Here is a 24,284-nt window from a genome sequence, read left to right as displayed (position 1 = left end):
TAATTGCGTGTTCGGGTCCCATGGCTTGCGGATAGTTATTTTGCAACCGCCAAGCCCGGCGATGGGGGCGGAGGCCTCGGGGCGGGCTCAGTGCGCCCCGGAAATGCGCTGGAGCGAGGCCAGAGCGGCGCGCAGCGCGCGGTCGCTTTCGCCGGGATCGGGGTTGCCTGCCGCATGCGGCGCGGCCACCGCCGGTGCGTCCGCCCAGCGCTCGCGGCGCGCCTGGAGGGCGAGCGCGAGCCGTTCGCTGAGCTGGACGACGCCCAGTTCGTCGAGGTTGGCGGCCGCGATGCGCGCCGGGGCAGACGCGACGCCCGACGCGACCGCCGCCGGGATCACCGGTTGCCGCGGTTCGCTCGGCGCAAGCGGTTGCTCCGCCACCGTTTCGACAGGGATCAACAGGGGCGCGGCGTCGGGCTCGGGTGCGCTCTCGTGTGGCTTTTCAGCTTCGACAAGCCACTCGCCGTCCGGCTGCGGAGCAGCCTCGATCGCATCGACTTGCGCAGCGGCCGGCGTCAGCTCGTGCCGTTGGCGGGGTCGGGCCGGATGTCGCCTGGCCAGGAGCGCGCCGACCAGCAGGCCGACGATCTCGCCCACCCCGGCCATGCCCATCGCCAGCAGCAACCGTGCGGTCTGGCCCAGCGGCGGCGCGGCGGCGGGCAGGATCGTATCGATGCCGAGCGTGGTTACGATCCGTTCGAGCACCTCGGGCGCCAGCGCGAGGCTGCTCAAGCCGAACAGCGCCGCAAACCACAGCCCTATCATCCTGGCGAACCAAGGGTGGGCGAGGATCGACTTGCTGGGCGCGGCATCGCGCGGCTGGGCGTCGGAACGGTTCATCAGCGACGGTCTCTTTTGCGGCAGCGATCCCGGTTCGCGCGGCGCCCGACCCCGTCAGGCGGGCTCGGTTTGCGTGCCCAACGGGTCTAGCACGCGCTGGTAAACGTCCCGATAATGCAGCACGTTACGCGCCCAGTCGTGGTCGCGCTCGACCGCCCGGCGCGAGGCGATCCGCTGGTGCGGCCACTCGCTTTGCCGCCACAGCAGAATCGCCAGGGCGCGTGCGAGATCGACCGGATCGTCGGGGACGAACAGCGTGCCGGTCAGCCCGTCGGCGATCAGTTCGCGGTGACCTCCGACGTCGCTGGCGGCGACGATCTTGCCCTGGGCCATGGCTTCGAGCGGTTTCAGTGGCGTTACCAGTTCGGTCAGCCGCATCGCCTTGCGCGGATAGGCGACCACATCGATCAGCGAATAGTAGCGTTGGACAGCTTCATGCGGAACGCGTCCGACGAACCGGATCGCGCCGGCCGCGCTGCTCGCTGCGGCTTGCGCGCGCAGCGCTGCCTCGGACGGGCCTCCTCCGACGAGCAGCAGCTTGGCCGCGGGATGCGCCACCAGAAGCGCCGGCATCGCCGCGATCAGGTCGTCGACCCCCTCGTAGGGATAGAAGCTTCCGACGAAGCCGATCACCGGTCCGCCCTCGTGGGAAGCGTCGAAGCCGAGTTCGCGGGCCAGCGCCAGGTCGCGCTGGAGAGGCTCGCCGAACAACGCGAGATCGACCCCGTTGGCCACGGTCGAGATTTTGGCGGGCGCGACCCCGCGGGCGATCAGATCGTCGCGCAGGCCGCGGCAGATCGTCACCACCGCGCTCGCCCTGGCGATCGCGCGGTTCTCGAGACGGCGGGTCAGCCAGTATTTCACCGTGCCATCGGCGCCGGTGCCATTGCCGCTCGCGGCGTCCTCCCAGAACGCGCGAATCTCGTAGACGAGCGGGATGCCGCGCGCCTTGGCGACGCGCGCCGCGGCAAGCCCGCACAAGGCGGGCGAGTGGGCGTGAAACACATCGGGCCGCCATTGCTCGCAAACGTCGTCGATCGCCTTCGCCAGCGCCGCGATTTCGCGCCACTCGCGCCAGCCGGCGCGCCCGCTCGGCGCGCCGCGGGTGCGATGGAAGATCAGCCCGGCGTGCTCTTCGGGTGCGCCGTCCGCCGCCGTGTGCGATCCCTGGCGTAAGCCGGTGATCGCGCGCACCTCGTGGCCGTCGGCTTCCTGCGCTTTCATGATCGCGCGGGTGCGGAAGGTATAACCGCTGTGCAACGGCAGGCTGTGGTCGAGAACGTGAAGGATCCGCGGCATGGAGAGCACTTCGCAGCGAAGGCTTAACGGGGCGTCAACCGGTTGCGCCCAATATGTCCAAAACGGGACCAACTTCCCCGAGCAGGGCACGAGCGCGTGATCGACAATTTCGCCTTGGGCCTCATCCACTTGCTGCTCGCCATCGCGGTCTGGCGGCTGCTCGCGCGGCCCGACCTCGATTCCGATCCTGACGAAAGCCTGCCGCCCCGGGCCAAGGCGCACCGCTCCCCGCGAACCAAGCGATGAGCGATCTGTTTCTGACCGCGTTCGTTTTCGCGCTGTTCGTCGCGGGGTTGCGCAAGCCGTTCGTCTGGGTGCTCGCCTACGTCTATATCGACGTGCTCGCGCCGCAGAAAATCTCGTGGTTCCTGCTCCAGAAGCTGCCGATCTCGCTGATTGCGTTCGGCCTTGCGTTTCTCGGCTGGGCCTATGCCGACGCCAAGAACGGCGGCCGCCTGACCTTCCGCCAGATCCTGATCGCGATGCTGCTGGCGTATTGCGGGGCGACGACGATCGCGGCCGATTTCCCCGCGGACGCGCTCGCCAAGTGGGACTGGGTGTGGAAGGCGCTGGTCTTCGCGATATTCCTGCCGCTGACTTTGCGCACCCGCCTGCGGATCGAAGCGACCGCGCTGGTGATGACGCTCACCGCGGGCGCGATCATCATCCCCGCCGGTATCAAGACGTTGATCTCGGGCGGCGGCTACGGCTCCCTCCATCTCCTGGTGAACGACAACGTCGGGCTATACGAAGGATCGATCCTCTCGACCGTGGCGATCGCGATCATCCCCCTGGCGCTCTGGCTGGCCGGGTACGGCACAATCTTCCGGCCCGATTGGCGGGTCAAACTGTTCGCTTGGGCGTTGTGCTTCGCCTGCGCGCTGATGCCCGTGGGGACCGAGGCGCGCACCGGCCTCGTCTGCCTGGCGCTCCTGATCGCGATGAGCCTGCGCGACGTCAAGCGGCGGGTCCGCTATGTCGTGCTGATCGTAGCGGCGGGGCTGCTGGCGGTGCCGTTCCTTCCACCCAGCTTCACCCAGCGGATGGAGACGATCGGCGATCACCAGGCCGATCAGTCGGCCTCGACCCGGCTCGCGGTGTGGCAATGGACGATCGGGTTCGCCAACGACCATCCGTTCGGTGGCGGGTTCGAAGCGTATCGCCAGAACAAGCTTTCGGTCGAACTGGTCGATACCAAGACCAGCGGCAACACCACCGCGTTTCAGACCACCACCGTCCAGGACAAGGCGCGCGCCTATCATTCGGCCTACTTCGAGATGCTGGGCGAGCAAGGCTATCCGGGGCTCACGCTGTGGCTGCTGCTCCACATCCTGGGGGTGTGGCAAATGGAGCGGATCTATCGCCGCCATCGCCGCGACCCGGACCCCGACGCGGCGTGGATCGCGCCGCTGGCCTCGGCGTTGCAGCGCTCGCAGATCGTCTACCTGGTTGGTTCGGGGTTCGTCGGGATCGCCTTCCAGCCGTTCTGCTACATGATCGTGGCGCTGCAATGCGGACTGTGGAGCTGGACACGGCGGCGTGATTCGGCGCGCGCCGCCGTGGTTTCGGTGCGGCCCGGCAGGCGTGACGCTACGGCACCGCCAACCGGTGCCGCGGGCGTTGCATGACGCCAGCGATGCGTTCATGACGCGGGCCGAATAAGGCCAGCGGAGAGGACGCCCAATGACTCCACAGGAACTCAGCGCGAAGACCGGAGAGGTCATCGGCGTTTCGGAGTGGTTCGAAGTCAGCCAGGATCGGATCAACAAGTTTGCCGAGGCCACCGGCGATTTCCAGTTCATCCATATCGACGAGGAAAAGGCCAAGCAGACCCCCTTTGGCGGGACCATCGCCCACGGCTTCCTTACCCTTTCGCTGATCCCCGTGCTGGGTGCGCAGACCAAGGGCGCACGGGTCGACAACGTCAAAATGGGGGTCAATTACGGCGGCAACAAGGTCCGCTTCATCGCACCGGTCCGGGCCGGCAAACGCGTCCGCAGCCACACCAAGCTGACCGAACTGGTCGAGAAGCGCCCTGGCCAGTGGCAGCAGACCAACGAGATCACCATCGAGATCGAGGGCGAGGACAAGCCTGCGCTGATCGCCGAATGGATCATGCAGTTTTTCGTGTGAAAACGGCGGCGTGACGTGCCGGTCGCTGCAACCGGCCTGTCCCGCCGGAGCGATCCGTCGCGGGACGCCGCTACGCTCGCGGCGCTTTCCTACTCGAAGCGGATTGTGTCATGTACGCGGCATGTCTTTCGCTGCGCCCTCGTCCAGGAACCCAGCTTCTTCGGCAACGGACAGGGTGACTTTTTTAATTCCTGGACTGTGGTCCAAGTGGTCCACGCTCCCATCATGCGAATCGAACCCGGTTCGGCCTCAGCCTTTCGAAGGTCGCGCCGGCCTCAGCATAAAGGAACAGCCCAGTGTCCCGTGACGCAGTCATCGTTTCCGCCGCCCGCACCGCCATCGGCAAGGCCTATCGCGGCGCGTTCAACGCCACTTCGGGCGCGACCCTGGGTTCCTTCAGCCTCAAGGCCGCAATCGAGCGCGCCGGGATCGAAGGGGCCGAAGTCGACGACGTGCTGTGGGGCTCGGCGCTCCAGCAGGGCACGCAGGCGGGCAATCTCGCCCGCCAGGTCGCCCTGCGCGCCGGGCTGCCGGTTTCGGTCTCGGGGATGACGATGGACCGGCAATGCTCGTCGGGGCTGATGAGCATCGCCACCGCGGCCAAGCAGATCATCGTCGACCGGATGGACGTGGTCGCCGCGGGCGGGCAGGAATCGATCAGCCTGGTCCAGACCAAGGACATGCGCGTCGCCCCCGACCGCGAGCTGATGGCGATGCACCCCAATATCTACATGCCGATGCTCCAGACCGCCGAGGTCGTTGCCAGCCGCTACAACATCTCGCGCGATGCGATGGACGAATACGCGCTGTCCTCGCAGAAGCGCACCGCCGCCGCGCAGGCCGCGGGCAAGTTCGACGCCGAGATCGTCCCCGCGACGGTGACGATGGCGGTGACTGACAAGGCGACGGGCGAAACCTCCACGAAAGAGGTGACGATCGCCAAGGACGAGGGCAATCGCGCTGACACCACGCTCGAAGGTCTGCAAAGCCTCAAGACCGTGCTTCCCGACGGGACGATCACTGCGGGCAACGCCAGCCAGCTATCCGACGGTTCGGCCGCGGTGGTGGTGATGGAAGCGGCGATCGCCGCGCAAAAGGGCCTGACCCCGCTGGGCCGCTATGTCGGCATGGCGGTGGGCGGGACCGAACCCGACGAGATGGGCATCGGCCCCGTCGTGGCGGTGCCCAAGCTGCTCACGCGATTCGGGCTCAAGGTTTCGGACATCGGCTTGTGGGAGCTGAACGAGGCGTTCGCGGTGCAGGTTCTGTACTGCCGCGACGTGCTTGGCATCCCCGACGAACTGCTCAACGTCAACGGCGGCTCGATCAGCATCGGCCATCCCTATGGCATGACCGGCGCGCGCTGCACGATCCACGCCCTGATCGAGGGCAAGCGCCGCGGCGCGAAATACGTCGTGGTCACGATGTGCGTCGGCGGGGGTATGGGCGCGGCGGGCCTGTTCGAGGTCTTGTGAGGCTCTCGGCGCCCCGGATCGCCCCGCTCGATCTCGACCGGCTCGATGCCGATCAGCAGGCCGCGCTCGCCCCGGTGCGCGATGGCAGGCTGGGCGTGCTCAACATCTTTCGCACGCTCGCCCACGCGCCCAAGGCGTTGACCGCGTTCCTCGGCTGGGGGAGCTACATCCTGTCGCGCCGCAACGCGTTGCCGCCACGCGAGCGCGAACTCGCCATCCTGCGCACGGGCTTCGCCTGCGGGGCGGGCTACGAGTGGACCCAGCACGTGCCGATCGGGTTGGACGCGGGGCTGAACGAGGCTGAGATCCTCGCCATCAAGCAGGGACCGGACGAACCTTCGTGGAGCGCGATCGACCGCGCGATCCTGACCGCCTGCGACGAGCTGACCCGCGATTTCCATGTGAGCGACGCAACCTGGGCGGCGCTCGCGCCGCTCGGCGAGAAGGCGCGCATGGATCTGGTGATGACCGTGGGCCAGTACAGCCAGGTCTCGATGATGCTCAACAGCTTCGGGGTCCAGCTCGATCCCGGCCAGACGCTCGATCCAGATCTCGACCGCCGCTGAACGCTTGCCAGCGGACGGCTAAGCGCGCAGCCTCACGCGGATGAGCATCGTCGAAATCCTCGGTGTCGCCGCCAGCGTCAGCCTGCTCGCGGGGTGGCGGCTCTACTTGTGCGTCCTGGCGACGGGAATCGCGATGCGCACCGGCTATGTCCCGCTGCCCACGCACCTCGCCAGCCTGGCAGTGCTGGCCAACCCGTGGGTCATGGGCGTGGCGGGGGTCGCCGCGGTAGCCGAGTTCTTCGCCGACAAGGTCGCCTGGCTCGATTCGCTGTGGGACAGCGTCCACACCGTGATCCGCCCGCTCGGCGGCGCGCTGCTGGCGCTGGCGATCGTCAATCCGCAGGATCCAGCGATGCAGGTAATCGCCTTCCTGCTCGGCGGCGGTGGCGCGCTGCTCGCGCATGGCGGCAAGGCTGGCGCGCGCGCGGTGGTGAATGCCAGCCCCGAACCCTTCAGCAACATCCTCGTGTCGAGTGCGGAGGATGTCGCGAGTGCCGGACTGCTTGCGCTGGCCTACACCCACCCCGCGGTCGCGACCGGCATCGCGGCCGTCCTGCTGGCGCTGGCGGTGAGCCTGCTGATCGTTGCGCGGCGCATCTGGAAGCGGTTGTTCGGCACGCGCGAGGCGCGGCCGCCGCCTTCTAGCTGACCGCTTTCAACTTGGCCTTGGGCCGCTCGAACTTGGCGATCCATTCGTCCACCACCGGGGCGATCGTCTCGCGCCATTTCGAGCCGTTGAAGATGCCATAGTGACCGGCCTCGGGGGCGAGGAAATAGCGCTTCATTCCCTCGGGCAGGTTCGGCGTCAGCTTCAACGCGGCCTTCGTCTGGCCGATTCCCGAGATGTCGTCGCGCTCGCCCTCGATGCACAGCAGCGCGGTGTCGCGTATGTCGCCGAGATCGACCCGCTTGCCGCGGTGGGCGAATTCGCCGCGCGGCAGGGCATGGCGCTGAAACACCACGTCGACCGTCTGGAGATAGAACTCCGCGGTCATGTCGCAGACCGAACGGTATTCGTCATAGAACGCCTTGGTCGCGTCGGCGCTCTCGTCCGCGCCGGCCATCAGATGGCGGAACAGGCCCCAGTGGCTCATCATATGGCTTTCCAGGTTCATGCTCATGAAGCTGGCGAGCTGGACGAACCCGGGATAGACGCGCCGCCCTTGGCCCGGATAGGTCGAGGGAACGGTGGTGATCGCGTTATGGCGAAACCATACGTGCGGCTTGTTCATAGCGTGATCGTTGACTTCGGTCGGGCTTTCGCGGGTGTCGATCGGACCGCCCATCATCGTAAGGCTGGCGGGTCGGCAGGGATGCCCCATCTCGTTCATGATCGCGGTCGCGGCGAGCGCGGGGACCGACGGCTGGCACACCGCCATCATGTGCGCGCCCTGGCCGTTGGCCTGCGGGCCGATGTGTTCGAGATAGCCGATCAGGTAATCGATGTAGTCGTCGAGATCGAACCGCCCTGCGTCGAGCGGGATCAGCTTCGCGTCGGCCCAGTCGGTGATGTAGACCACGCAGCGTTCGAGCATGCGTTCGACCGTGCCGCGCAAAAGCGTGGCGTAATGCCCGCTCATCGGCGCCACGATCAGTAGCCGCGGGGCGTCGGCGGGCAGTCCGGTATGGCTGAACCGCTTGAGATCACCGAAGGTGTTGTGGATCTCGGTTGCCTCGGTCACCGGGTAGGCGGTCCCATCGACGGTTATCGTGCGCAGCCCGAAAGTCGGCTTGCCGCGCGGCTGGGTAGCATGGGCGAACACCTCCAGGAGATTGGCGGGTATTTCGCCCCAGCCCATGAAACCTGCGGGAAACCGCCGGTCTGTAAGCAGGTCCGCGCCGATCGACGCCCAGGCGCTGGCCGCGTTGAGGAGGGAGCGTTGGAGTTCGTAAGCTTTGTATAGCACTTGGTAACCCCTGTGTTTCTGGCCGCAATGTGCGCCGTCTGGGCTCATGTTGCAATGCGGCATGAGACGAAAGTTGCAGATGCGGACCTTTTGTCCATGGTTGCGCTTCAAAGCCGCGCGGCGATCGGCTAGGCGCTGGGCGATGGACGAGAGCGAAGCGCCCGCCGTGGCGGCCCCGACCCCGATTGCCGCCGCGGACCCGGTACCCCCCGCGAAGCCCGCCCGCACGCTGCGTCCGCTGCTGATGATCTGGCGCCAGGCGCTCAGGTATCCCAGGCATCTCCTTGTCGCACTGTTCGCGCTGATGACCACTTCGGCGGCGACGCTGGCGATCCCGGCGCGGTTCAAGGTGATCATCGACAAGGCGTTCGGCCCCGGGGCCAGCCTCGACGAGATCGGCAACTCGTTCCGCTATCTGCTGATGATCGTCGCGGTGCTGGGCCTGGCCACCGCGCTGCGGTTCTTCTTCGTCTCGTGGCTGGGCGAGCGCGTGGTCGCCGACATCCGCCTGATGGTTCAGACCAACCTGCTGCGCATGCCGCCCAGCTTCTTCGAGGAGAACAGCCCGCGCGAGATCAGCAGCCGGATGACCGCGGACACCGGGCTGATCGAGCAGGTCGTCGGGACCACGGTTTCGGTCGCCTTGCGCAATCTGATCACCGGGATCGGGGGCACGATCTTCCTGTTCGCGCTCGCGCCCAAGCTCACCGCCGGGCTGGTCCTGGCGATCCCGCTGGTCATCACTCCGATCATCTACTTCGGGCGCCGCCTGCGCACCGTTTCGCGGACCAGCCAGGATCGCGTCGCCGATGTCGGCTCGATGGTCAGCGAAGTGCTCGCGGCGATGAAGATCGTCCAGTCGTTCAACCAGGAAAAGCGCGAGCAGGAGCGCTTCGCCGGCGCCGTCGAGCGCACCTTCGAAGTCGCCCGGCGGCGGATCATGATCCGCGCGGCGATGACCGCGATCGTCATCTTCCTGATCTTCGGATCGATCACCGTGCTGATGTGGCAGGGCGCGGTCGGCGTCGCCACCGGGACCATCTCGGGCGGAACGATCGCCGCGTTCGTGCTCACCGGCGGACTGGTCGCGGGCGCCTTCGCCTCGCTCTCCGAAGTCTATGGCGACCTGCTGCGCGGCGCGGGTGCGGCCAGCCGCCTGGCCGAACTGCTCGACGAGGAGCCGGACATCGCCGCGCCGCTGCGCCCGGTTGCGTTGCCAAAGCCGCCACGGGGCCAGCTGGCGTTCGAAAAGGTCAGTTTCCGCTATCCGACCCGGCCCGACGCCCCCGCGCTGCGCGATTTCACCCTGGCGGTCGAGCCGGGCGAGACAGTCGCGCTGGTCGGGCCGTCGGGGGCGGGCAAGTCGACCCTGTTCCTCCTCGCCCAGCGGTTCTACGATCCCCAGGCCGGGACGGTGAAGATCGACGGGGTGCCGCTGCCCTCGGCCGATCCCGCCGAGATCCGGGCACGGATGGCGTTGGTGCCGCAGGACGCGGTGCTGTTCGCGGCCAGTGCGCGCGACAACTTGCGCTATGGCAACTGGGACGCGAGCGACGACGCGATCTGGGATGCGGCGCGCACCGCCAACGCCGAGGAATTCCTGCGCGGTCTGCCCGAGGGGCTCGATACGTTCCTCGGCGATTCGGGCGCGCGGCTTTCGGGCGGGCAGCGCCAGCGCGTCGCGATCGCCCGCGCGGTGCTGCGCGACGCGCCGATCCTGTTGCTGGATGAAGCCACCAGCGCGCTCGACGCCGAAAGCGAACGGCTGGTCCAGGATGCGCTCGAAAAGCTGATGAAAGCCCGCACCACGCTGGTCATCGCCCACCGCCTCGCCACCATCCGCCAGGCCGACCGAATCGTGGTGATGGACGAGGGGCGGATCGTCGAACAGGGCACCCATGCCTCGCTGACCAAAGCCGACGGGTTGTACGCGCGGCTGGCGCGGCTCCAGTTCGACGGGTTGGCGGCGTAGTTCCTTCGCCTCTCCCCCTGGCGGGAGAGGATACGGAGACCTGCGGCTTGCTCGCTGGGCGAAGTTGGCGAGGGGGACTGACGGCACGCCCGCCTCGCCCCGTCACCAAGCTGTGCTAGCTCCTGCGGAGCAAGCGTCGCTATCCTCTCCCGCCAGGGGAGAGGCGAAGGGCTCGGCTTTCAATCGACCAACCGCACACAATCATCTGCCAACCACCTTGCATTCAGACCCGCTTCAGCCCCATGCGCCTTGGAATTGGTTTCATTTTCAACCGCATTCGTCGGGGACTGACCGCATGAATCGTCTTGGTTTCGCACTCGCCGCGACCGCATCGCTGCTCGCCTACACGTCCGCCAGCGCGCAGACCGCAACGCCCGCCGCCACGGTCGCCGCGTATGTCGATCCCACCCCGATGGTCTACACCAAGATCGGGTTCGACAAGGCGGAACTCGATACCTCGGTTCGCCCGGGCAACGATTTCGACGCTTACGTCAACGGCAAGTGGGCCGCCGCGACCTCGATTCCGCCTCAGTTTCCCTATTACGGCGTGGTCACCGATCTGCGCCTCGGTTCGGACCGCGACGTGCGCAAGATCGTCGAGGAGCTGGCGACCACGAACCCCGCGCCGGGCACGCTCGAGCGGCGGATCGGCGACAGCTATACCGCTTATCTCGATACTGCCGCGATCGACGCCGCGGGCCTCGCCCCGGCCAAGCCGTACCTGGATGCCATCGCCGCCGCGCCGACCGCAGACGCGCTGTTCGATCTGATGGGCAAGCCGGGCTATCCCGCGCCGCTGGGCTTCGGCATCGGCGCGAGCAACGCCGATCCCGACAAGTACGAGGTCGGTGTCGGCATGGGCGGACTTGGCCTGCCCGATCGCGACAACTACCTGATCGACAACCCGCGCAACCTGGAAATGCGTTCCAAGTACAAGGACTTGCTGGCGTTCTTCCTGGGCAAGGCGGGCGACGCCAATCCCAAGGCGACCGCCGAGGCGGTCTATGGCTTCGAGCGCCAGATCGCCGAGATTTCGTGGGACCGCGCGCTGCGCCGCAACCCGCTGCTGACCGATCACCCGATGACCGGGGCGGAGCTGATCGCGCTGTCGGGCAACTTCCCGATCGCGCGGTTCATGGCGCAGAACGGGCTGGCGCCGACCGACAAGTTCAACGTCGCCAATATCCTGCCGACCGACGAGCAGGCGACCGCGGCCGGACTGACCCCCGAACAGCGTGCGAAGCTGGGCGGCGGCTTCCCGGCGATGCTCAAGCTGGTGAGCGCGACCCCGCTGCCGGTGCTCAAGGCGTGGATGGCAAGCCGGTTCATCGCCAGCAACGCCGATATCCTGCCCAGCGATATCGATGCCGCCAACTTCGCCTTCTACGGCCAGTACCTCCAGGGCCGCAAAGTCCAGCGCCAGCGCTGGGAGCGTGCGGTCGCCGCGGTGCAGAACCAGCTGGGCGAGGGGATCGGCAAAATCTATGTCGACCGCCACTTCCCCGCTTCGAGCAAGGCGGCGATGATCGAGCTGGTCGCCAACTTGCGCGCGGCGCAGGCGGCGAATCTGGCAGAACTGCCGTGGATGACCCCGGCGACGAGGGCGACCGCCAAGGCCAAGCTCGACGCGATCTCGGTCAAGATCGGCTACCCGGACAAGTTCAAGACTTATGATGGTCTGACGATCCAGCCCGGCCAGCCGCTCGCCAATCGGGTCGCGACCGCCGATTGGGCGTGGAAGTACGATCTCGCCCGGCTCCATGGCCCGGTCGACCGCAGCGAATGGTTCATGAGCCCGCAGACGGTCAACGCCTACTACAACCCCAGCGCCAACGAGATCGTCTTCCCCGCGGCCTATCTCCAGGCGCCGATGTTCAGCCCGACCGCCGATCCGGCGATCAACTATGGCGCAATCGGTGCGACCATCGGCCACGAGATCGGCCACGGCTTCGACGACCAGGGTTCGCGCTTCGGTCCCACCGGCGCGCTGTCCAACTGGTGGACCGAGCAGGACCGCAAGACCTTCGACGGGCTGACCGAGCGCCTGATCCAGCAGTACGATGCCTTCTGCCCGCTCGACGAGGGCAAGACCTGCATCAACGGGCGGCTGACGCTGGGCGAGAACATCGGCGATCTCGGCGGGATTTCGATGGCCTACAAGGCCTATCACCTCTCGCTCAAGGGCAAGAAGGCGCCGGTGATCGACGGGCTGACCGGCGACCAACGGTTCTTCATCTCCTATGCCCAGCACCAGCGCACGCTGTTTCGGCCGGAATTCCAGCGCCAGATCATGCAGACCGACCCGCACTCGCCCGACAAGGCGCGGATCAACGAAGTGCTGCGCAACTTCGACCCATGGTACAAGGCGTTCGCCATCAAGCCCGGCGACAAGCTGTACCTGGCGCCCAAGGACCGCGTGCACATCTGGTGAGGTCATGCAGCGGGCGGCGTTGACAGGCGCCGTCCGCAGGCCTTTGCTGCGCCGATGATCGAGCTGTTTTTCGACCTCACCAGTCCGTGGACCTGGCTGGCGGTGCACAACCTGGTTCCGATGGCGAAGCGGCATGGTGCCGAGATCGTCTGGCGCCCGATCCTGGTCGGCGGAGTGTTCAACGCGGTCAATCAGGCGATTTACGAAACCCGCGCCAACCCGGTCCCCGCCAAGGCCCGCTACATGGACAAGGACTTGCAGGACTGGGCGCGTCTGGCGGGTCTCGAAATCCATTTCCCGCCCGCCTGCGGCCACCCCGTCAACGCGGTGCTGGCGATGCGCGTGGCGCTGGCGATGCAGGCGCGGGGCAAGCTTGAGCCGTTCGCCTTCGCGGCGTTCGACGCGCTGTGGGCGCACGAGCGCGATCTTGCCGATCCCGCGGTGCTCGCCCCGCTGATCGCGGCGCAGGGGGAGGAGCCCGAGGCTGTTTTCGCCGAGGCCCGCAGCGATCCGATCAAGGCGCAACTGCGCACCAACACCGACGAGCTGATCGCGCGCGGCGGGTTCGGCAGCCCGAGCATGTTCGTCAACGGCGACGACATGTATTTCGGCAACGATCGCCTGCCGCTGGTGGAAGCCGCGCTTATCCGCAAGCGTTCACCGCAAGCAGCTTGACGGCGCGACTCGCCGCGGGCCACCAGCGCGGCCCATGGATTCCATCGTAACCGCCATCCTCCTCGGCATCGTCGAGGGCGTCACCGAGTTCATTCCGGTCTCCTCGACCGGCCACCTGATCCTCGCCACCGAACTGCTCGGTTTCGATGCCGAAACCTGGGCGACCTTCAACGTCGTGATCCAGCTCGGCGCGATCCTGGCGGTGGTGGTGCAATACTGGCGCACGTTCTGGGCGGTGGGCTGGGGCATCCTGCGGCTGGAGCCGATTTCGCTGCGCTTCCTGCGCAACCTGCTGGCGGCGTTCCTGCCCTCGGCCGTGCTCGGGCTGGCGTTCAAGGACCAGATCGACGTGATGCTCGGCTCGCCGGCGATCGTCGCCTGGGCGCTGATCGCGGGCGGAATCGCGATCCTGGCGATCGAACGGATCGCCAAGCCTGGGCCGGCAACCGGGATCGGCCAACTGCCGCTCAAGCAGGCGTTGGGGGTGGGGCTGGCGCAGTGCGTGGCGATGATTCCCGGGGTCAGCCGCTCGGGAGCCACGATCATGGGCGCGCTGGCGATGGGAATCGAGCGGCGCACCGCGGCGGAGTTCAGCTTCTTCCTTGCGGTGCCGACGATGCTTGGCGCCTCGACGCTCGAACTGCTCGATCATCGCGATGCCCTGGCCACGGGTGCCGGGGTCGGCTGGATGCAGATCGCGGTCGGCTTTATCGTCGCGTTCGTGGTGGCGCTGGCGGTGATCAAGGTGTTCGTCGCCTACGTCAGCCGCGCCGGTTTTGCGCCGTTCGCGTGGTATCGAATCCTCGCGGGGACCGCCGCAGTTGCGTGGTTGCTGCTGCGAAACGGTTGACTTGCCGCTGCTTCGTGCAGCAACGGTTCACCGCAATTAAGGAACCAAATGACCCGGCCCCGGTTTCTGCCCCGACACACCAATCGAAGGGAAGCACACCATGGGCATCATCATCCTCATCATCGTCGGGGGAATTCTCGGCTGGCTCGCCAGCATCGTGATGCGCACCGATGGCCAGCAGGGCATTTTGCTGAACGTGATCGTCGGCATTGTCGGCGCGGTTCTGGCCGGTCTCCTGCTCAACCCGCTCATCGGTGGCGGCAACATCTGGAACGGCGACTTCAGTGTTTCGTCGCTGCTGGTTTCGTTCCTCGGCGCGGTCGTGCTGCTTGCGATCGTCAATCTCGTCCGCCGCGGTTCGGTGCGTTAAACACCGGATTGCTGCAACACCAACGGGACGGTGGGTTAATCTCCACCGTCCCCTTTTCTTGAAGGGGAAGACACGATGAAGATTATTGCCAAGAGCGCCATGCTCGCCTCGATCGCCGCCCTCGGGCTGAGCGTCGCCGCGTGCGACAGCAAGTCCGAGAATGCGACCGAAGCCGCTGCCGAAGCCACCCGCGACGCCGCGGACGCCACCGCCGATGCGATGGAAAACCAGGCCGACGCGATGGACACCAAGACCGACGGCGTGGACACTCCGGCCGAGAACAAGATGGAAGAGAAGGCCGACGCCGTCCGCGATGCGGGCGAGAAGAAGGCCGACGCCATGGAAGACGCTGCCGACAAGAAGGACGGCGGCGCGCCGGGCTGACCCGCAGCTTTCGACTACCGTCACGAGCGGCGCCGGAGCGATCCGGCGCCGTTTTCGTTTTCCGGGGCCCACATGCGTGTGAGCCGCTCGACATGAGCGGAACTGGGAAACGGTTGTCTAAACCGGCGTCGCCCCCGACGCCCTTCCGCCGCGCAGAAAATACTCCTGGGTGCCCCGGTGCAGCACGTCGTCGATGTCGATCACCGCGGTGTTGGCATAGGTGAAGCCGGGATTGAGCGAGCGGTACAGCCGGTCGAAATCGCGATCGACGGTCTGGTGGTAAAGGTCGTTCAGGCTCTCGATCACGAAGTAGGTCGGCTGAAGATCGTCAATCACGTAGCCGGTGCGCATCACCCGGTCGACATTGAGGAAAATCCGGTTGGGCGATTGCGCCTCGAGCGCGAACACCGCCTCGGTCGGGCCGGACAGAATCCCCGCGCCATAGGCGCGCAGGCCGTCGCCCTCCATGATCAGCCCGAACTCCACCGTGTACCAGTAGAGCGAGCCCAGCGCCTTCAGCCGGTTATAGCGCATCGCCTTCCACCCGGCGCGGCCATAGGCCTGCATGTAATCGGCATAGACCGGATCGGCGAGCATCGGCACGTGACCGAACACGTCGTGGAACACGTCGGGTTCCTCGATGTAGTCGAAGGTCTCGCGGCTGCGGATGAAGTTGCCCGCGGGAAAGCGCCGGTTGGCAAGGTGCCAGAAGAACACGTGGTCCGGGATCAGCATCGGCACCGGCACGACGCTCCAGCCGGTCAGCGCGCCGAGTTCGCGGCTGAGCCGGGCAAATTCGGGCACGCCGCCGCGTCCCAGCGCCAGCTTCTGCGTGCCCGCTAGGAACGCACCGGCTGCGCGGCCGGGGAGCACGTCCATCTGCCGCGCGTAGAGCTCGTCCCAGATCGCGTGCTCGTCGCTGGCGTAGTCGCGCTGGGCCGGCTCGAGCCAGTCCTCGCCGAGATGAGCGGGGCGCTGCAGCGGCGCGGTGAAGACGCCGCCGTCCATGGCTGGCAGCGCCGCAAAGTCGGCTTCGGGAAGATCGATCGTGGCCATGGTTTCGGTTGCAACTTCTAGCAGGTGCCGTGCCGCCCGGCAAACCGGCGAGAATTGCGAAACCTGCGTGGCTGGCCCAGCATGGCGTGTTGCGACTCGGAAGGGGCGGCGATGAAGAAGCTCAAGAAGCACAAGTACGCCAAGCTGCTCGAACCGATGCAGCGCGAACTCGTCGGCGTGGCGCGGTGGGCGGCGGCGACGGGGGCGCGGATCGTGGTGCTGTTCGAGGGCCGCGACACCGCGGGCAAGGGCGGGGCGATCGGCGCGGTCTCGTCGCAGCTCAACCCGCGCCAGTGCCACATCGTCGCCCTGCCCAAGCCGACCGAGCACGAGGCCGGGCAATGGTATTTCCAGCGCTACGCCGAGCACCTCCCCAGCAAGGGTGAGATCGTCCTGTTCGACCGCAGCTGGTACAACCGCGCCGGGGTCGAGCACGTCATGGGCTTCGCCAAGCCGGACCAGGTCCAGGCCTTCCTCTCCCAGGCTCCCGCGTTCGAGAAGGGCCTGGTCGACGACGGCATCCTGCTGTTCAAGTACTGGCTGACCACCGATCAGGAACTCCAGGAAAAGCGCCTGAGGGATCGCCTCGAGGATCCGCTGAAGCGCTGGAAGCTGTCGCCGATCGACCTGGCCGCGCGCGACAAGTACGAGGCCTATACCGAAGCGCGCGAGGCGATGCTGAAAGCCACCCACACCAAGTTCGCGCCGTGGACGCTGGTCGATTTTAACGACCAGCGCCGCGGGCGGCTGACGCTGATCCGCGACCTGATCGACCGCCTGCCCGATACCGCGGTGGAAGACCCGCCGCTCGAGCTCACGCCACTGGGCCACGAACCGCAGGTCGAACGCTATGGCAGGCTCCGCCCGATACCGGCGTTTGCTCCGCCCAAAGACAACGACTCGGGTTGACTTCGATGGCCTCGCGGGGCAAGGGCCGCGGCCTGTCGGCGGCGCGCGCGTGCCGCCCGTTTCATTTCTAAGCGTCAGGACTTCCGATGGCCAAGTCAGCAACCGTCAAGATCCGCCTGGTCTCCACCGCGGACACCGGCTTCTTCTATGTCACCAAGAAGAACCCGCGCAACACCACCGAGAAGATGACCTTCCGCAAGTACGACCCCGTCGTGCGCAAGCATGTCGAGTTCAAGGAAGCCAAGATCAAGTGATCGCGCGCGACCGGCGCGGGGAACCCGCCGGTTCAGTTCGAGTTCAATGCCGGACCTGCTAGGACCCCGGCCATGACCATACGTAAAACCCTATTCGACAAGCCGCTGCGGTCGCTGGCCGTGGCCGCGCTGGCCGTTTCGGCCACCGGCGCGGCGCTCGCCCCTCCGCTCGCGGCGCAAAGCTCCGGCTCCCAGCTCGACCAGGCGGTCGCCGCGCTGCGCGGCATCTCGACGATGACCGCGGACTTTACCCAGACCGACCGCAACGGCCAGCGGCTGGCGGGCCAGATGACGCTCAAGCGTCCCGGCAAGATTCGCTTCCAGTACCAGAAAGGCGTGCCGCTGCTGATAGTTTCGGACGGCAAGGCGCTAACCATGGTCGATTACGAAGTCCGCCAGGTCCAGCGCTGGCCGATCGGCAACAGCCCGCTCGGCGCATTGCTCGATCCCAAGCGCGACGTCTCGCGCTATGGCCGCCTGATCGCGACGGGCAATCCCGCGGTGACCAGCATCGAGGTGCGCGACGCCAAGCATCCCGAATACGGTGTGATCACGATGATCTTCGTCAAGGATCCCGGCGCGCCGGGCGGAATGGAGCTGACCAGCTGGGTCGCGCTCGATTCGCAGAACAAGCGCACCACGATCCGACTCGCCAATCAGCGATACGGCGTGGCCATCGCGGATAATGCTTTCTCCTACACCGATCCCCGGCGCAACGCGCCCGGTCGCTGAGGGGCAACGGCTCGTCCGCGAACGTGCGGAACTTGCGACAAACTGCGACAATCCTAACGAGCCCGTTCATTGCGCAGCAAGCGCCCAGTCCCTAGATAGTCCAGGACACGGACGGTCGAGGCGGGTTTCCCCCCTGTTGCCCAGACCTCTCAAACAGTCGTCCGGGTCAAAAGCGTGACGAACGCAAAGGAACCCCCGCTCCAATGCCCCCGGAGTGGGGGTTTTCTTTTGTCGCGGCGACACGCTAACCGCTGAGCCATGATCTCCGTCGCCACCTGGAACATCAACTCGGTCCGTCTGCGGATCGATCAGGTCGCGCGGTTTCTCACCGAGCAGGCGCCCGATGTGTTGTGCCTGCAGGAGATCAAGTGCCGCGCGGAGCAGTTCCCCTATGAAGCCTTTGCAGCGCTGGGCTATGGCCACAGCGCGGTCCACGGACAGAAGGGCTACCACGGCGTCGCCACGGTCAGCCGCCTGCCGCTGAAGGAACTGGGCCGTCACGACTGGCAGGACAACGGCGAGGCCCGCCATATCGGGGTCGAGGTTGCGGGCAAGCTGATCCTCGAGAACGTTTATATCCCCGCGGGCGGCGACATTCCCGATCGCGAGGTCAACGCGAAATTCGGCCAGAAGCTCGATTTCCTCGAACGGATGACCCGCTGGGCGGACAAGCTCGATCGCCCGACGCTGATCGTCGGCGATTTCAACATCGCCCCGCTCGATTGCGACGTTTACGATCACAAGGCGCTGCTCAAGGTGGTCAGCCACACCCCGCAGGAAGTCGAAACGCTCGCCCGGTTTCGCGATGCCCACGGCTGGGTCGATCTGGGGCGCGAGCACATCCCCGCGCCCGGACGCAGCTACTCGTGGTGGAGCTATCGCTCGTGGTGGCGGCAAAAGGACCAGGGCCGGCGGCTCGACCACGCGTGGGCCTCGCCTGAACTGGCGCGCCAGATGACCGCGCATCGCGTGGTCGAGGAAACCCGGAATTGGGACCAGCCCTCGGACCACGTGCCGCTGATCACCGAGTTCGATCTGTGAGTGCGACGCGTCGTGTCGCGCGGGCGCTCGATGCGCTGCGTCACGGCTGGGCGATCCGGACGATGGGCGGCGATGGCGCGCTCGATCTGTTGCCCGCCGAGACTGCCTTCGCCGAGCCGGGGCTGGATGCTTCGCGGCTGCTGATCTCGGACGCGCGCGCGGTCACGCTCAAGCTGGCCAACCAGCGCGCCGCCGCCGCACCCCACGCGCCGGTGTTGATCCGCGGTCCCGAACCTTTCACGCTCGACCTCGCCCGGGCCATTGCCGATCCCGCGCTCGATTTGCGCTATCCGCTCAAGGGACCGTTCCTCGCCGAGCCGATCGCCGCGCGCGAGGCGGCCGCGGCGGCGATGGAGCTGGCCCGGCTGGCGGGAATTCTGCCCGCATTCCTGGTCGTGTCCGAAGCGGACGAGGCGCAGGAGGTGTCCGCCGCCGATCTCACCGCGTGGAAGGCCCCCGCCGCGCTGACCATACAGTCGCGGGCCCGGCTCCCGGTCGAAGCGCTGGAGGAGGCCGAGATCGTTGCGTTCCGCGCCCGCGACGATCTGCGCGAGCACGTAGCGCTGGTGATCGGCCGGCAGTCGTCCGAACGCGTCCCGTTGGTTCGGCTCCATTCCGAATGCCTGACCGGCGACGTCCTCGGCAGCCTGAAGTGCGATTGCGGGCCGCAGCTCGACGCCGCGCTGCACGCGATGGCCGAGGAAGCCCGCCAGGACTCCGGCTGGGGCGTGCTGCTTTATTTGCGCCAGGAAGGCCGGGGCATTGGCCTGATCAACAAGTTGCGCGCCTATCAACTTCAGGACCAGGGCTTCGACACCGTCGACGCCAACGAGCGGCTTGGCCTGCCCACCGAGGCGCGCGATTTCCCCGTCGCCGCGCGGATGCTCGAGCTGCTCGGCGCGGGACCGATCCGGTTGCTCACCAACAACCCCGCCAAGGTCGCGGCGCTCGAGGGGGCGGGCGTGACGGTGGTGGAGCGGGTGCCCCACGCGCTCCCCGCCAACCCGCACAACCGCCGCTACCTCGCGACCAAGCGCGATCGTTCGGGGCATCTCCTGGGCTGATCCGTCCCGATTTGGAGCGCCGGCGCACGAGGGGCGGCGGGCCGATCGAGGATCGGATAGCATGGCCGCCCGCTGGCCAGTCGTGGAGAACCGAGCCATGTTCAAACTCTTCGCCATCGCTTCGATCCTTGCCTCGTCACTCGCTGGCGCAACTGCTTCGGCAGCCGAACCCGTCGATTCCGGCTGGTCCGAGGTCGCGCGGGCGAAAGACGGGGACTGCGTGCTGCGCGTGATCGGCAACGGCCAGTTCTACCGCATCGCCGCGTCGGGCCTTGGTTCGGGCGCGGCGGGGCGGATGGTCTTGGCCAACGGGGACATGAAGCCGCTCGACTGGACGATCCGCGCCGCCTCGAACGGCGGCTTCGCGCGGTATTACCTGCCGTTCCGCTGGCATCGCGAGGGCGGCGACGTGCTGGTCTCGGTGGCCACCGCGCGCTGCGCGCTGTCGACGAGCTTTGCCTGGCAGCGCGCCGCGGTGCTGGTGCGCTGACGGCTTTGGCTGCGGCTCCAGCATAGGCTCTGGCTCGCGAAAGTTTCGCTTCGTCGCGGGTCCGAGATTCTTGCTCGCCTCGCCCCCCACTCATCTCTACCGCTCCAGTAGACCTGACGGGGAGCGCATGTGATGGATTTCGGGGCGTTCGACCTCTCGGCGCTGCTCCCGTTCATCGCGGTCGGCTTCGCGGCGCAATTGGTCGACGGCGCCTTGGGGATGGCGTTCGGGGTGATTTCGAACACCCTTCTGGTCGGCGTGATGGGCGTGCCCCCGGCGCTCGCGTCGCAGCGGGTCCACGTGGTCGAATGCTTCACCACCGGCGTCTCGGGGATCAGCCACCTGCTCCACCGCAACATCGATGGCAAACTGTTCGTCCGGCTCGCCATTCCGGGCGTGATCGGCGGGTGCGCCGGCGCTTATCTGCTATCCCTGCTGTTCAAGCAGAACGCGGATTTCGTGAAGCCGTTCGTGCTGCTCTATCTCACGGGAATCGGGCTCTATCTTCTGGTGCGCGGGATCCTGTATCCGCCCAAGATCAAGGAGGCCAGGTTCGTCGCGCCGCTGGGCCTGGTCGGCGGCTTCCTCGATGCCGCGGGCGGGGGGGGCTGGGGACCGGTGGTGACCTCGAACCTGTTGTTCCAGGGCGCCGACCCACGCAAGGTCGTCGGCACGGTCAGCGCCGCCGAGTTCTTCCTGACGGTGGCGGTCTCGGCCACCTTCATCTGGAACCTGGGCTTCGCCGACCTCGCCGGAGCGACGTTGGGCCTGCTGATCGGCGGCATCGCCGCAGCCCCGTTCGGCGCCTTCGCGGCCAAGCGGATTCCGGCCAAGGCGATGCTGATCCTGGTCGGTATCGTGCTGACCCTGACCAGCGCCTATGGCGTCTACCGCGCCTGGGGATGACCGGCGGGCGCGGGGGCTTGAACCGCACGTCGCGGGAGCACAAATAGCAGGTTCCCTCGTTTTCTAGGCCATTGCCGTTTCCGATTCTTCCCCCTGCTATCTCAATGCGGTCGGCACGGCGGTGCCGGGTCATGACATCCATAACGCTTTCATCGACTGGGCCCGGGCGCAGTTGAGCGATCGGCGGCGGCCGCTGTTCGACCGGATGGCGGCGCGATCGGGAATCGGACATCGCTGGTCGATCCTGCCGGTGGGTCACGATGGCGGCAGTCCGGTCGACGCCAGCGGTTTCTACGCCGCCACCCCGCTGCCCGGCACCGGCGCGCGGATGCAGCTTTACGCGCAAGCCGCGCCGGAACTCGCGCTTGAGGCGATCGCGGCGCTGGCTGCGCGAACCGACCTGGGCACGATCACCCACCTGGTGGTGGCAAGTTGCACCGGGTTCGTCGCGCCGGGAATCGACCAGATCGTCGCGCGGCGGCTGGGGCTGGCGCCGAGCGTAGAGCGGCTGCTGGTCGGGTTCATGGGCTGCTACGCGGCGGTCGCCGCGCTGCGCAGCGCGCGCCACATCGTCCGCTCCGATCCCGCGGCGCGGGTGCTGGTGGTCACCGTCGAGCTTTCGACGCTGCACTTGCAGGAAGCGACCGAACTCGAGCCGCTGCTGGCGATGCTCCAGTTCGGCGACGGCGCGGCGGCGGCGCTGGTCACCGCAGAACCCTCGGGCTTCGCGCTCGAAGCGCCCTTCGCCACGACTTTGCCGGACAGCGCCGAGCTGATCCGCTGGGACATCACCGACCGCGGTTTCGCCATGCACCTGTCGGGAGAAGTTCCGGCGCGGATTGCGGCGGGACTCGCCGATCCCGAATTCGCGCTGGCGGCGACCGGCGGGCGCGATCCGGCGCAAGTCGATGGCTGGGCGGTCCACGCCGGGGGTCGCTCGATCCTCGACGCGGTGGAACGCGCGCTGCATCTGCCGCGCGAGGCGCTGGCGGTATCGCGCGGGGTCCTGGAGGATGTCGGCAACATGTCGTCGGCGACGCTGATGTTCGCGCTCGAGCGGCTGCTGCGGGGATCCCGGATCGGATCGGGCGTTGCGCTGGCGTTCGGCCCGGGCCTCGCCGCGGAGGGCATCCGCTTCCGGTCGGCGCCGTGAATCTCACGGAGCGCGCCATCGCCGAAGAGCTGATGGACGCCGACGATCTCGACGCCGCCACGTATGCGGCGGTGGTGGGGGATCTGGCCAAGGTCAACGTGGTGACGATGGCGGCACGGCCGACTTTGGCGTTCCTTGCGCGCGTGTTTGCGCGGCATCGCGGCGGACCGCTGCGCGTGCTCGATGTCGGGTTCGGCGATGGCGACATGCTCCGCCGGATCGCGCGCTGGGCAGGGCGCAAGGGCCACGCGGTCGAACTCGTCGGGGTCGATCTCAACCCGCGCAGCGAACTGGCGGCGCGCGCCCATACGCCCCCGGACATGACGATCCGCTGGGTGACCGGAGACTACGCCGATCTGGCGAGCGAGCCATGGGATGTCGTGATCTCCAGCCTCGTCGCGCACCACATGACCCACGACCAGCTCGTCGATTTCCTGCGCTTCATGGACCGCCATGCGCGCAGCGGCTGGCTGATCAACGATCTCCACCGCCACCGCTTCGCCCACAGCGGGTTCCCGCTGCTGGCGACGCTGTTCGGCTGGCACCGGATCGTCCGCCACGACGGCACCCTGTCGATCGCGCGCAGCTATCGCCCCGGCGAATGGGGGCCGATCCTGGCCGAGGCCGGTGTGACCGCGCGGGTCTTCCGCGCGTTTCCGTTCCGGCTGTGCGTCGAGAAGCTCAAGGCGTGAACCCGCCGTTGCTGATCGTCGGCGGGGGTCCGGCCGGCGCGGCGGCGGCGATCGGCTTGGCCCGCGCGGGCGAGCGACCGCTGCTGATCGAGCGTAGCCGCGAAACCGCCGATGCGCTGTGCGGCGGGTTCCTCAGTTGGCGCACGCTCGAGACGCTGGCGGGGCTCGGGGTCGAGGCGGATACGCTAAACCCCATCGCGACGACGCGGGTGCGGCTGTTTGCCGGGTCACGCCAAACCGAAGCCCGATTGCCGCGCCCCGCTCGCTCGGTCTCGCGCCGCAAGCTCGACACGGTCCTGCTCGCGGCCGCGGGGGCAGCGGGCGCGCGGATTGAACGCGGCGTTGCGGTGCGCGCGATCGAGGACGCGGTCCGGCTCGATGACGGCAGCGAATTGCGCCCCGATGCGTTGTTCCTCGCCAGCGGCAAGCACGACGTCCGCGGCCTTGCCCGCCCGGCCGAGGCGCGCGGCAGCGATCCCACGCTGGGCCTGCGCGTGCGGATCGCCGCCGCGCCGGGGCTGGCGCGGCTGATCGGCGACGCGATCGAGCTGCACCTGTTCGATCGCGGCTATTGCGGGATCGCGCTGCAGGAAGACGGCAGCGCCAACGTGTGCATGGCGGTCCACCGCTCGCGGCTGAACGAGGCCGGCGATCCGGAACGGCTGCTCGCCGCGCTGGGCGAGGAATGCCCCGCGCTGGGCGAGCGGCTGGCCTGGCGCGATGGAAGCGAGCCGATCGATGCCATCGCGAACGTCCCTTACGGCTGGCGGCTGCGTGAGGGCCGCGCGGGTCTGTTCCGGCTCGGCGATCAGGCGGGGGTGATCCCCAGCCTCGCGGGCGAGGGCATGGGCATCGCGCTGGCCAGTGGCGTCAGCGCGACCGAGGCCTGGCGGCGCGGCGGAGCTGGGGCCGCGGCGGACTGGCAGTCTCGCTTTGCCTACCAGATTGAACTGCCGATCGGGGTTGCGCGGATGATCGCGGGTCTCGGCGAACGACCGACCAGCGCCGGAGCTTTGGTCACCGTCGCCCGTCTCGTCCCCTCGCTGGTCGACCTTGCTGCCCGAATGACGCGAGTGGGAGGCTAG

Annotated in this window: 26 protein-coding genes; 22 read left to right on the top strand and 4 right to left on the bottom strand. The window is 67.5% G+C overall.

What is annotated here, in order from left to right; translation table 11 throughout:
* Positions 1 to 87: 87 nt before the first annotated feature.
* Both GKE62_RS09345 and GKE62_RS09340 read right to left on the bottom strand, forming a co-directional pair.
* The gene (locus tag GKE62_RS09345; RefSeq protein WP_154692009.1) at positions 88 to 840 is read right to left on the bottom strand and encodes a hypothetical protein; all 753 of its coding nucleotides are present in this window, start codon (positions 838 to 840) and stop codon (positions 88 to 90) included.
* Between the two features lie 54 nt (positions 841 to 894).
* Positions 895 to 2,139, bottom strand: a complete 1,245-nt coding sequence (locus GKE62_RS09340; RefSeq protein ID WP_154692008.1) for a TIGR04063 family PEP-CTERM/XrtA system glycosyltransferase — start codon at positions 2,137 to 2,139, stop codon at positions 895 to 897.
* Positions 2,140 to 2,235: 96 nt separating this feature from the next.
* Here GKE62_RS09340 and GKE62_RS18505 point away from each other — a divergent pair, with 96 nt between their 5' ends.
* From GKE62_RS18505 to GKE62_RS09315, 6 genes are all read left to right on the top strand, one after another.
* Positions 2,236 to 2,385, top strand: coding sequence for a hypothetical protein (locus tag GKE62_RS18505; RefSeq protein WP_195908327.1), 150 nt, complete (start codon positions 2,236 to 2,238; stop codon positions 2,383 to 2,385).
* A complete protein-coding gene (locus GKE62_RS09335; RefSeq protein ID WP_154692007.1) occupies positions 2,382 to 3,767 on the top strand; it encodes a putative O-glycosylation ligase, exosortase A system-associated in 1,386 nt (461 codons plus the stop codon). The genes GKE62_RS18505 and GKE62_RS09335 overlap by 4 nt, the downstream gene beginning before the upstream one ends.
* A 55-nt stretch (positions 3,768 to 3,822) precedes the next feature.
* Entirely contained in the window at positions 3,823 to 4,272 is a 450-nt protein-coding gene (locus GKE62_RS09330; RefSeq protein WP_154692006.1) for a MaoC family dehydratase, read from the top strand.
* Positions 4,273 to 4,568: 296 nt separating this feature from the next.
* Complete coding sequence (locus GKE62_RS09325; RefSeq protein ID WP_154692005.1) at positions 4,569 to 5,747, top strand: acetyl-CoA C-acyltransferase; 1,179 nt, start codon at positions 4,569 to 4,571, stop codon at positions 5,745 to 5,747.
* The gene (locus GKE62_RS09320; RefSeq protein ID WP_154692004.1) at positions 5,744 to 6,313 is read left to right on the top strand and encodes a carboxymuconolactone decarboxylase family protein; all 570 of its coding nucleotides are present in this window, start codon (positions 5,744 to 5,746) and stop codon (positions 6,311 to 6,313) included. Before GKE62_RS09325 ends, GKE62_RS09320 begins: the two co-directional genes overlap by 4 nt.
* A gap of 40 nt (positions 6,314 to 6,353) precedes the next feature.
* On the top strand, positions 6,354 to 6,962 hold the full coding sequence (locus GKE62_RS09315) for a DUF4126 domain-containing protein (RefSeq protein WP_154692003.1): 609 nt from the start codon (positions 6,354 to 6,356) through the stop codon (positions 6,960 to 6,962).
* Here GKE62_RS09315 and GKE62_RS09310 read toward each other — a convergent pair.
* Complete coding sequence (locus GKE62_RS09310; protein ID WP_195908326.1) at positions 6,955 to 8,220, bottom strand: polyhydroxyalkanoate depolymerase; 1,266 nt, start codon at positions 8,218 to 8,220, stop codon at positions 6,955 to 6,957. The genes GKE62_RS09315 and GKE62_RS09310 overlap by 8 nt on opposite strands.
* A 142-nt stretch (positions 8,221 to 8,362) precedes the next feature.
* On the opposite strand from GKE62_RS09310, the gene GKE62_RS09305 reads away from it, so the two are divergent.
* The 6 genes from GKE62_RS09305 (at position 8,363) to GKE62_RS09280 (ending at position 14,902) form a co-directional block, all read left to right on the top strand.
* Positions 8,363 to 10,192 carry an ABC transporter transmembrane domain-containing protein gene (locus tag GKE62_RS09305; RefSeq protein WP_154692001.1) on the top strand — a complete coding sequence of 610 codons (1,830 nt, stop codon included), beginning with the start codon at positions 8,363 to 8,365 and terminating at the stop codon, positions 10,190 to 10,192.
* A 295-nt stretch (positions 10,193 to 10,487) separates the two neighbouring features.
* Entirely contained in the window at positions 10,488 to 12,623 is a 2,136-nt protein-coding gene (locus GKE62_RS09300) for a M13 family metallopeptidase (RefSeq protein ID WP_154692000.1), read from the top strand.
* A 54-nt stretch (positions 12,624 to 12,677) separates the two neighbouring features.
* The gene (locus tag GKE62_RS09295; protein ID WP_154691999.1) at positions 12,678 to 13,298 is read left to right on the top strand and encodes a 2-hydroxychromene-2-carboxylate isomerase; all 621 of its coding nucleotides are present in this window, start codon (positions 12,678 to 12,680) and stop codon (positions 13,296 to 13,298) included.
* 34 nt (positions 13,299 to 13,332) lie between these two features.
* A complete protein-coding gene (locus GKE62_RS09290) occupies positions 13,333 to 14,148 on the top strand; it encodes an undecaprenyl-diphosphate phosphatase (protein WP_154691998.1) in 816 nt (271 codons plus the stop codon).
* Between the two features lie 100 nt (positions 14,149 to 14,248).
* Positions 14,249 to 14,518, top strand: coding sequence for a GlsB/YeaQ/YmgE family stress response membrane protein (locus tag GKE62_RS09285; protein ID WP_154691997.1), 270 nt, complete (start codon positions 14,249 to 14,251; stop codon positions 14,516 to 14,518).
* Between the two features lie 99 nt (positions 14,519 to 14,617).
* Positions 14,618 to 14,902, top strand: coding sequence for a hypothetical protein (locus GKE62_RS09280; RefSeq protein ID WP_230206605.1), 285 nt, complete (start codon positions 14,618 to 14,620; stop codon positions 14,900 to 14,902).
* A 117-nt stretch (positions 14,903 to 15,019) separates the two neighbouring features.
* On the opposite strand, the gene phhA is transcribed toward GKE62_RS09280, so the two are convergent.
* Positions 15,020 to 15,958 (bottom strand): phenylalanine 4-monooxygenase, encoded by a 939-nt coding sequence (gene phhA / locus GKE62_RS09275; RefSeq protein WP_230206604.1) that lies wholly within the window; start codon positions 15,956 to 15,958, stop codon positions 15,020 to 15,022.
* A gap of 111 nt (positions 15,959 to 16,069) precedes the next feature.
* On the opposite strand from phhA, the gene ppk2 reads away from it, so the two are divergent.
* The 10 genes from ppk2 (at position 16,070) to GKE62_RS09225 (ending at position 24,284) form a co-directional block, all read left to right on the top strand.
* Positions 16,070 to 16,867 carry a polyphosphate kinase 2 gene (gene ppk2, locus GKE62_RS09270; protein ID WP_154691995.1) on the top strand — a complete coding sequence of 266 codons (798 nt, stop codon included), beginning with the start codon at positions 16,070 to 16,072 and terminating at the stop codon, positions 16,865 to 16,867.
* An 86-nt stretch (positions 16,868 to 16,953) separates the two neighbouring features.
* Positions 16,954 to 17,121, top strand: coding sequence for a 50S ribosomal protein L33 (gene rpmG / locus GKE62_RS09265; RefSeq protein ID WP_154691994.1), 168 nt, complete (start codon positions 16,954 to 16,956; stop codon positions 17,119 to 17,121).
* Between the two features lie 72 nt (positions 17,122 to 17,193).
* Positions 17,194 to 17,853 (top strand): outer membrane lipoprotein carrier protein LolA, encoded by a 660-nt coding sequence (locus tag GKE62_RS09260; protein WP_154691993.1) that lies wholly within the window; start codon positions 17,194 to 17,196, stop codon positions 17,851 to 17,853.
* Positions 17,854 to 18,111: 258 nt separating this feature from the next.
* Complete coding sequence (xth, locus tag GKE62_RS09255) at positions 18,112 to 18,894, top strand: exodeoxyribonuclease III (protein ID WP_154691992.1); 783 nt, start codon at positions 18,112 to 18,114, stop codon at positions 18,892 to 18,894.
* A complete protein-coding gene (gene ribA, locus GKE62_RS09250; protein ID WP_370515987.1) occupies positions 18,843 to 19,958 on the top strand; it encodes a GTP cyclohydrolase II in 1,116 nt (371 codons plus the stop codon). Before xth ends, ribA begins: the two co-directional genes overlap by 52 nt.
* Positions 19,959 to 20,055: 97 nt before the next feature.
* Positions 20,056 to 20,448, top strand: coding sequence for a hypothetical protein (locus GKE62_RS09245; protein WP_154691991.1), 393 nt, complete (start codon positions 20,056 to 20,058; stop codon positions 20,446 to 20,448).
* 132 nt (positions 20,449 to 20,580) lie between these two features.
* Positions 20,581 to 21,354 (top strand): sulfite exporter TauE/SafE family protein, encoded by a 774-nt coding sequence (locus tag GKE62_RS09240; RefSeq protein ID WP_154691990.1) that lies wholly within the window; start codon positions 20,581 to 20,583, stop codon positions 21,352 to 21,354.
* Positions 21,355 to 21,475: 121 nt separating this feature from the next.
* Positions 21,476 to 22,507: a type III polyketide synthase gene (locus GKE62_RS09235; RefSeq protein ID WP_154691989.1), complete on the top strand. Its 1,032-nt coding sequence runs from the start codon at positions 21,476 to 21,478 to the stop codon at positions 22,505 to 22,507.
* Entirely contained in the window at positions 22,504 to 23,199 is a 696-nt protein-coding gene (locus GKE62_RS09230) for a methyltransferase domain-containing protein (protein ID WP_154691988.1), read from the top strand. The genes GKE62_RS09235 and GKE62_RS09230 overlap by 4 nt, the downstream gene beginning before the upstream one ends.
* Positions 23,196 to 24,284, top strand: a complete 1,089-nt coding sequence (locus tag GKE62_RS09225) for an NAD(P)/FAD-dependent oxidoreductase (RefSeq protein WP_230206602.1) — start codon at positions 23,196 to 23,198, stop codon at positions 24,282 to 24,284. The genes GKE62_RS09230 and GKE62_RS09225 overlap by 4 nt, the downstream gene beginning before the upstream one ends.

The sequence above is a fragment of the Novosphingobium sp. Gsoil 351 genome (assembly GCF_009707465.1).
Lineage (GTDB): Bacteria > Pseudomonadota > Alphaproteobacteria > Sphingomonadales > Sphingomonadaceae > Novosphingobium.
This window is presented reverse-complemented; position numbering and strand designations above follow the sequence as displayed.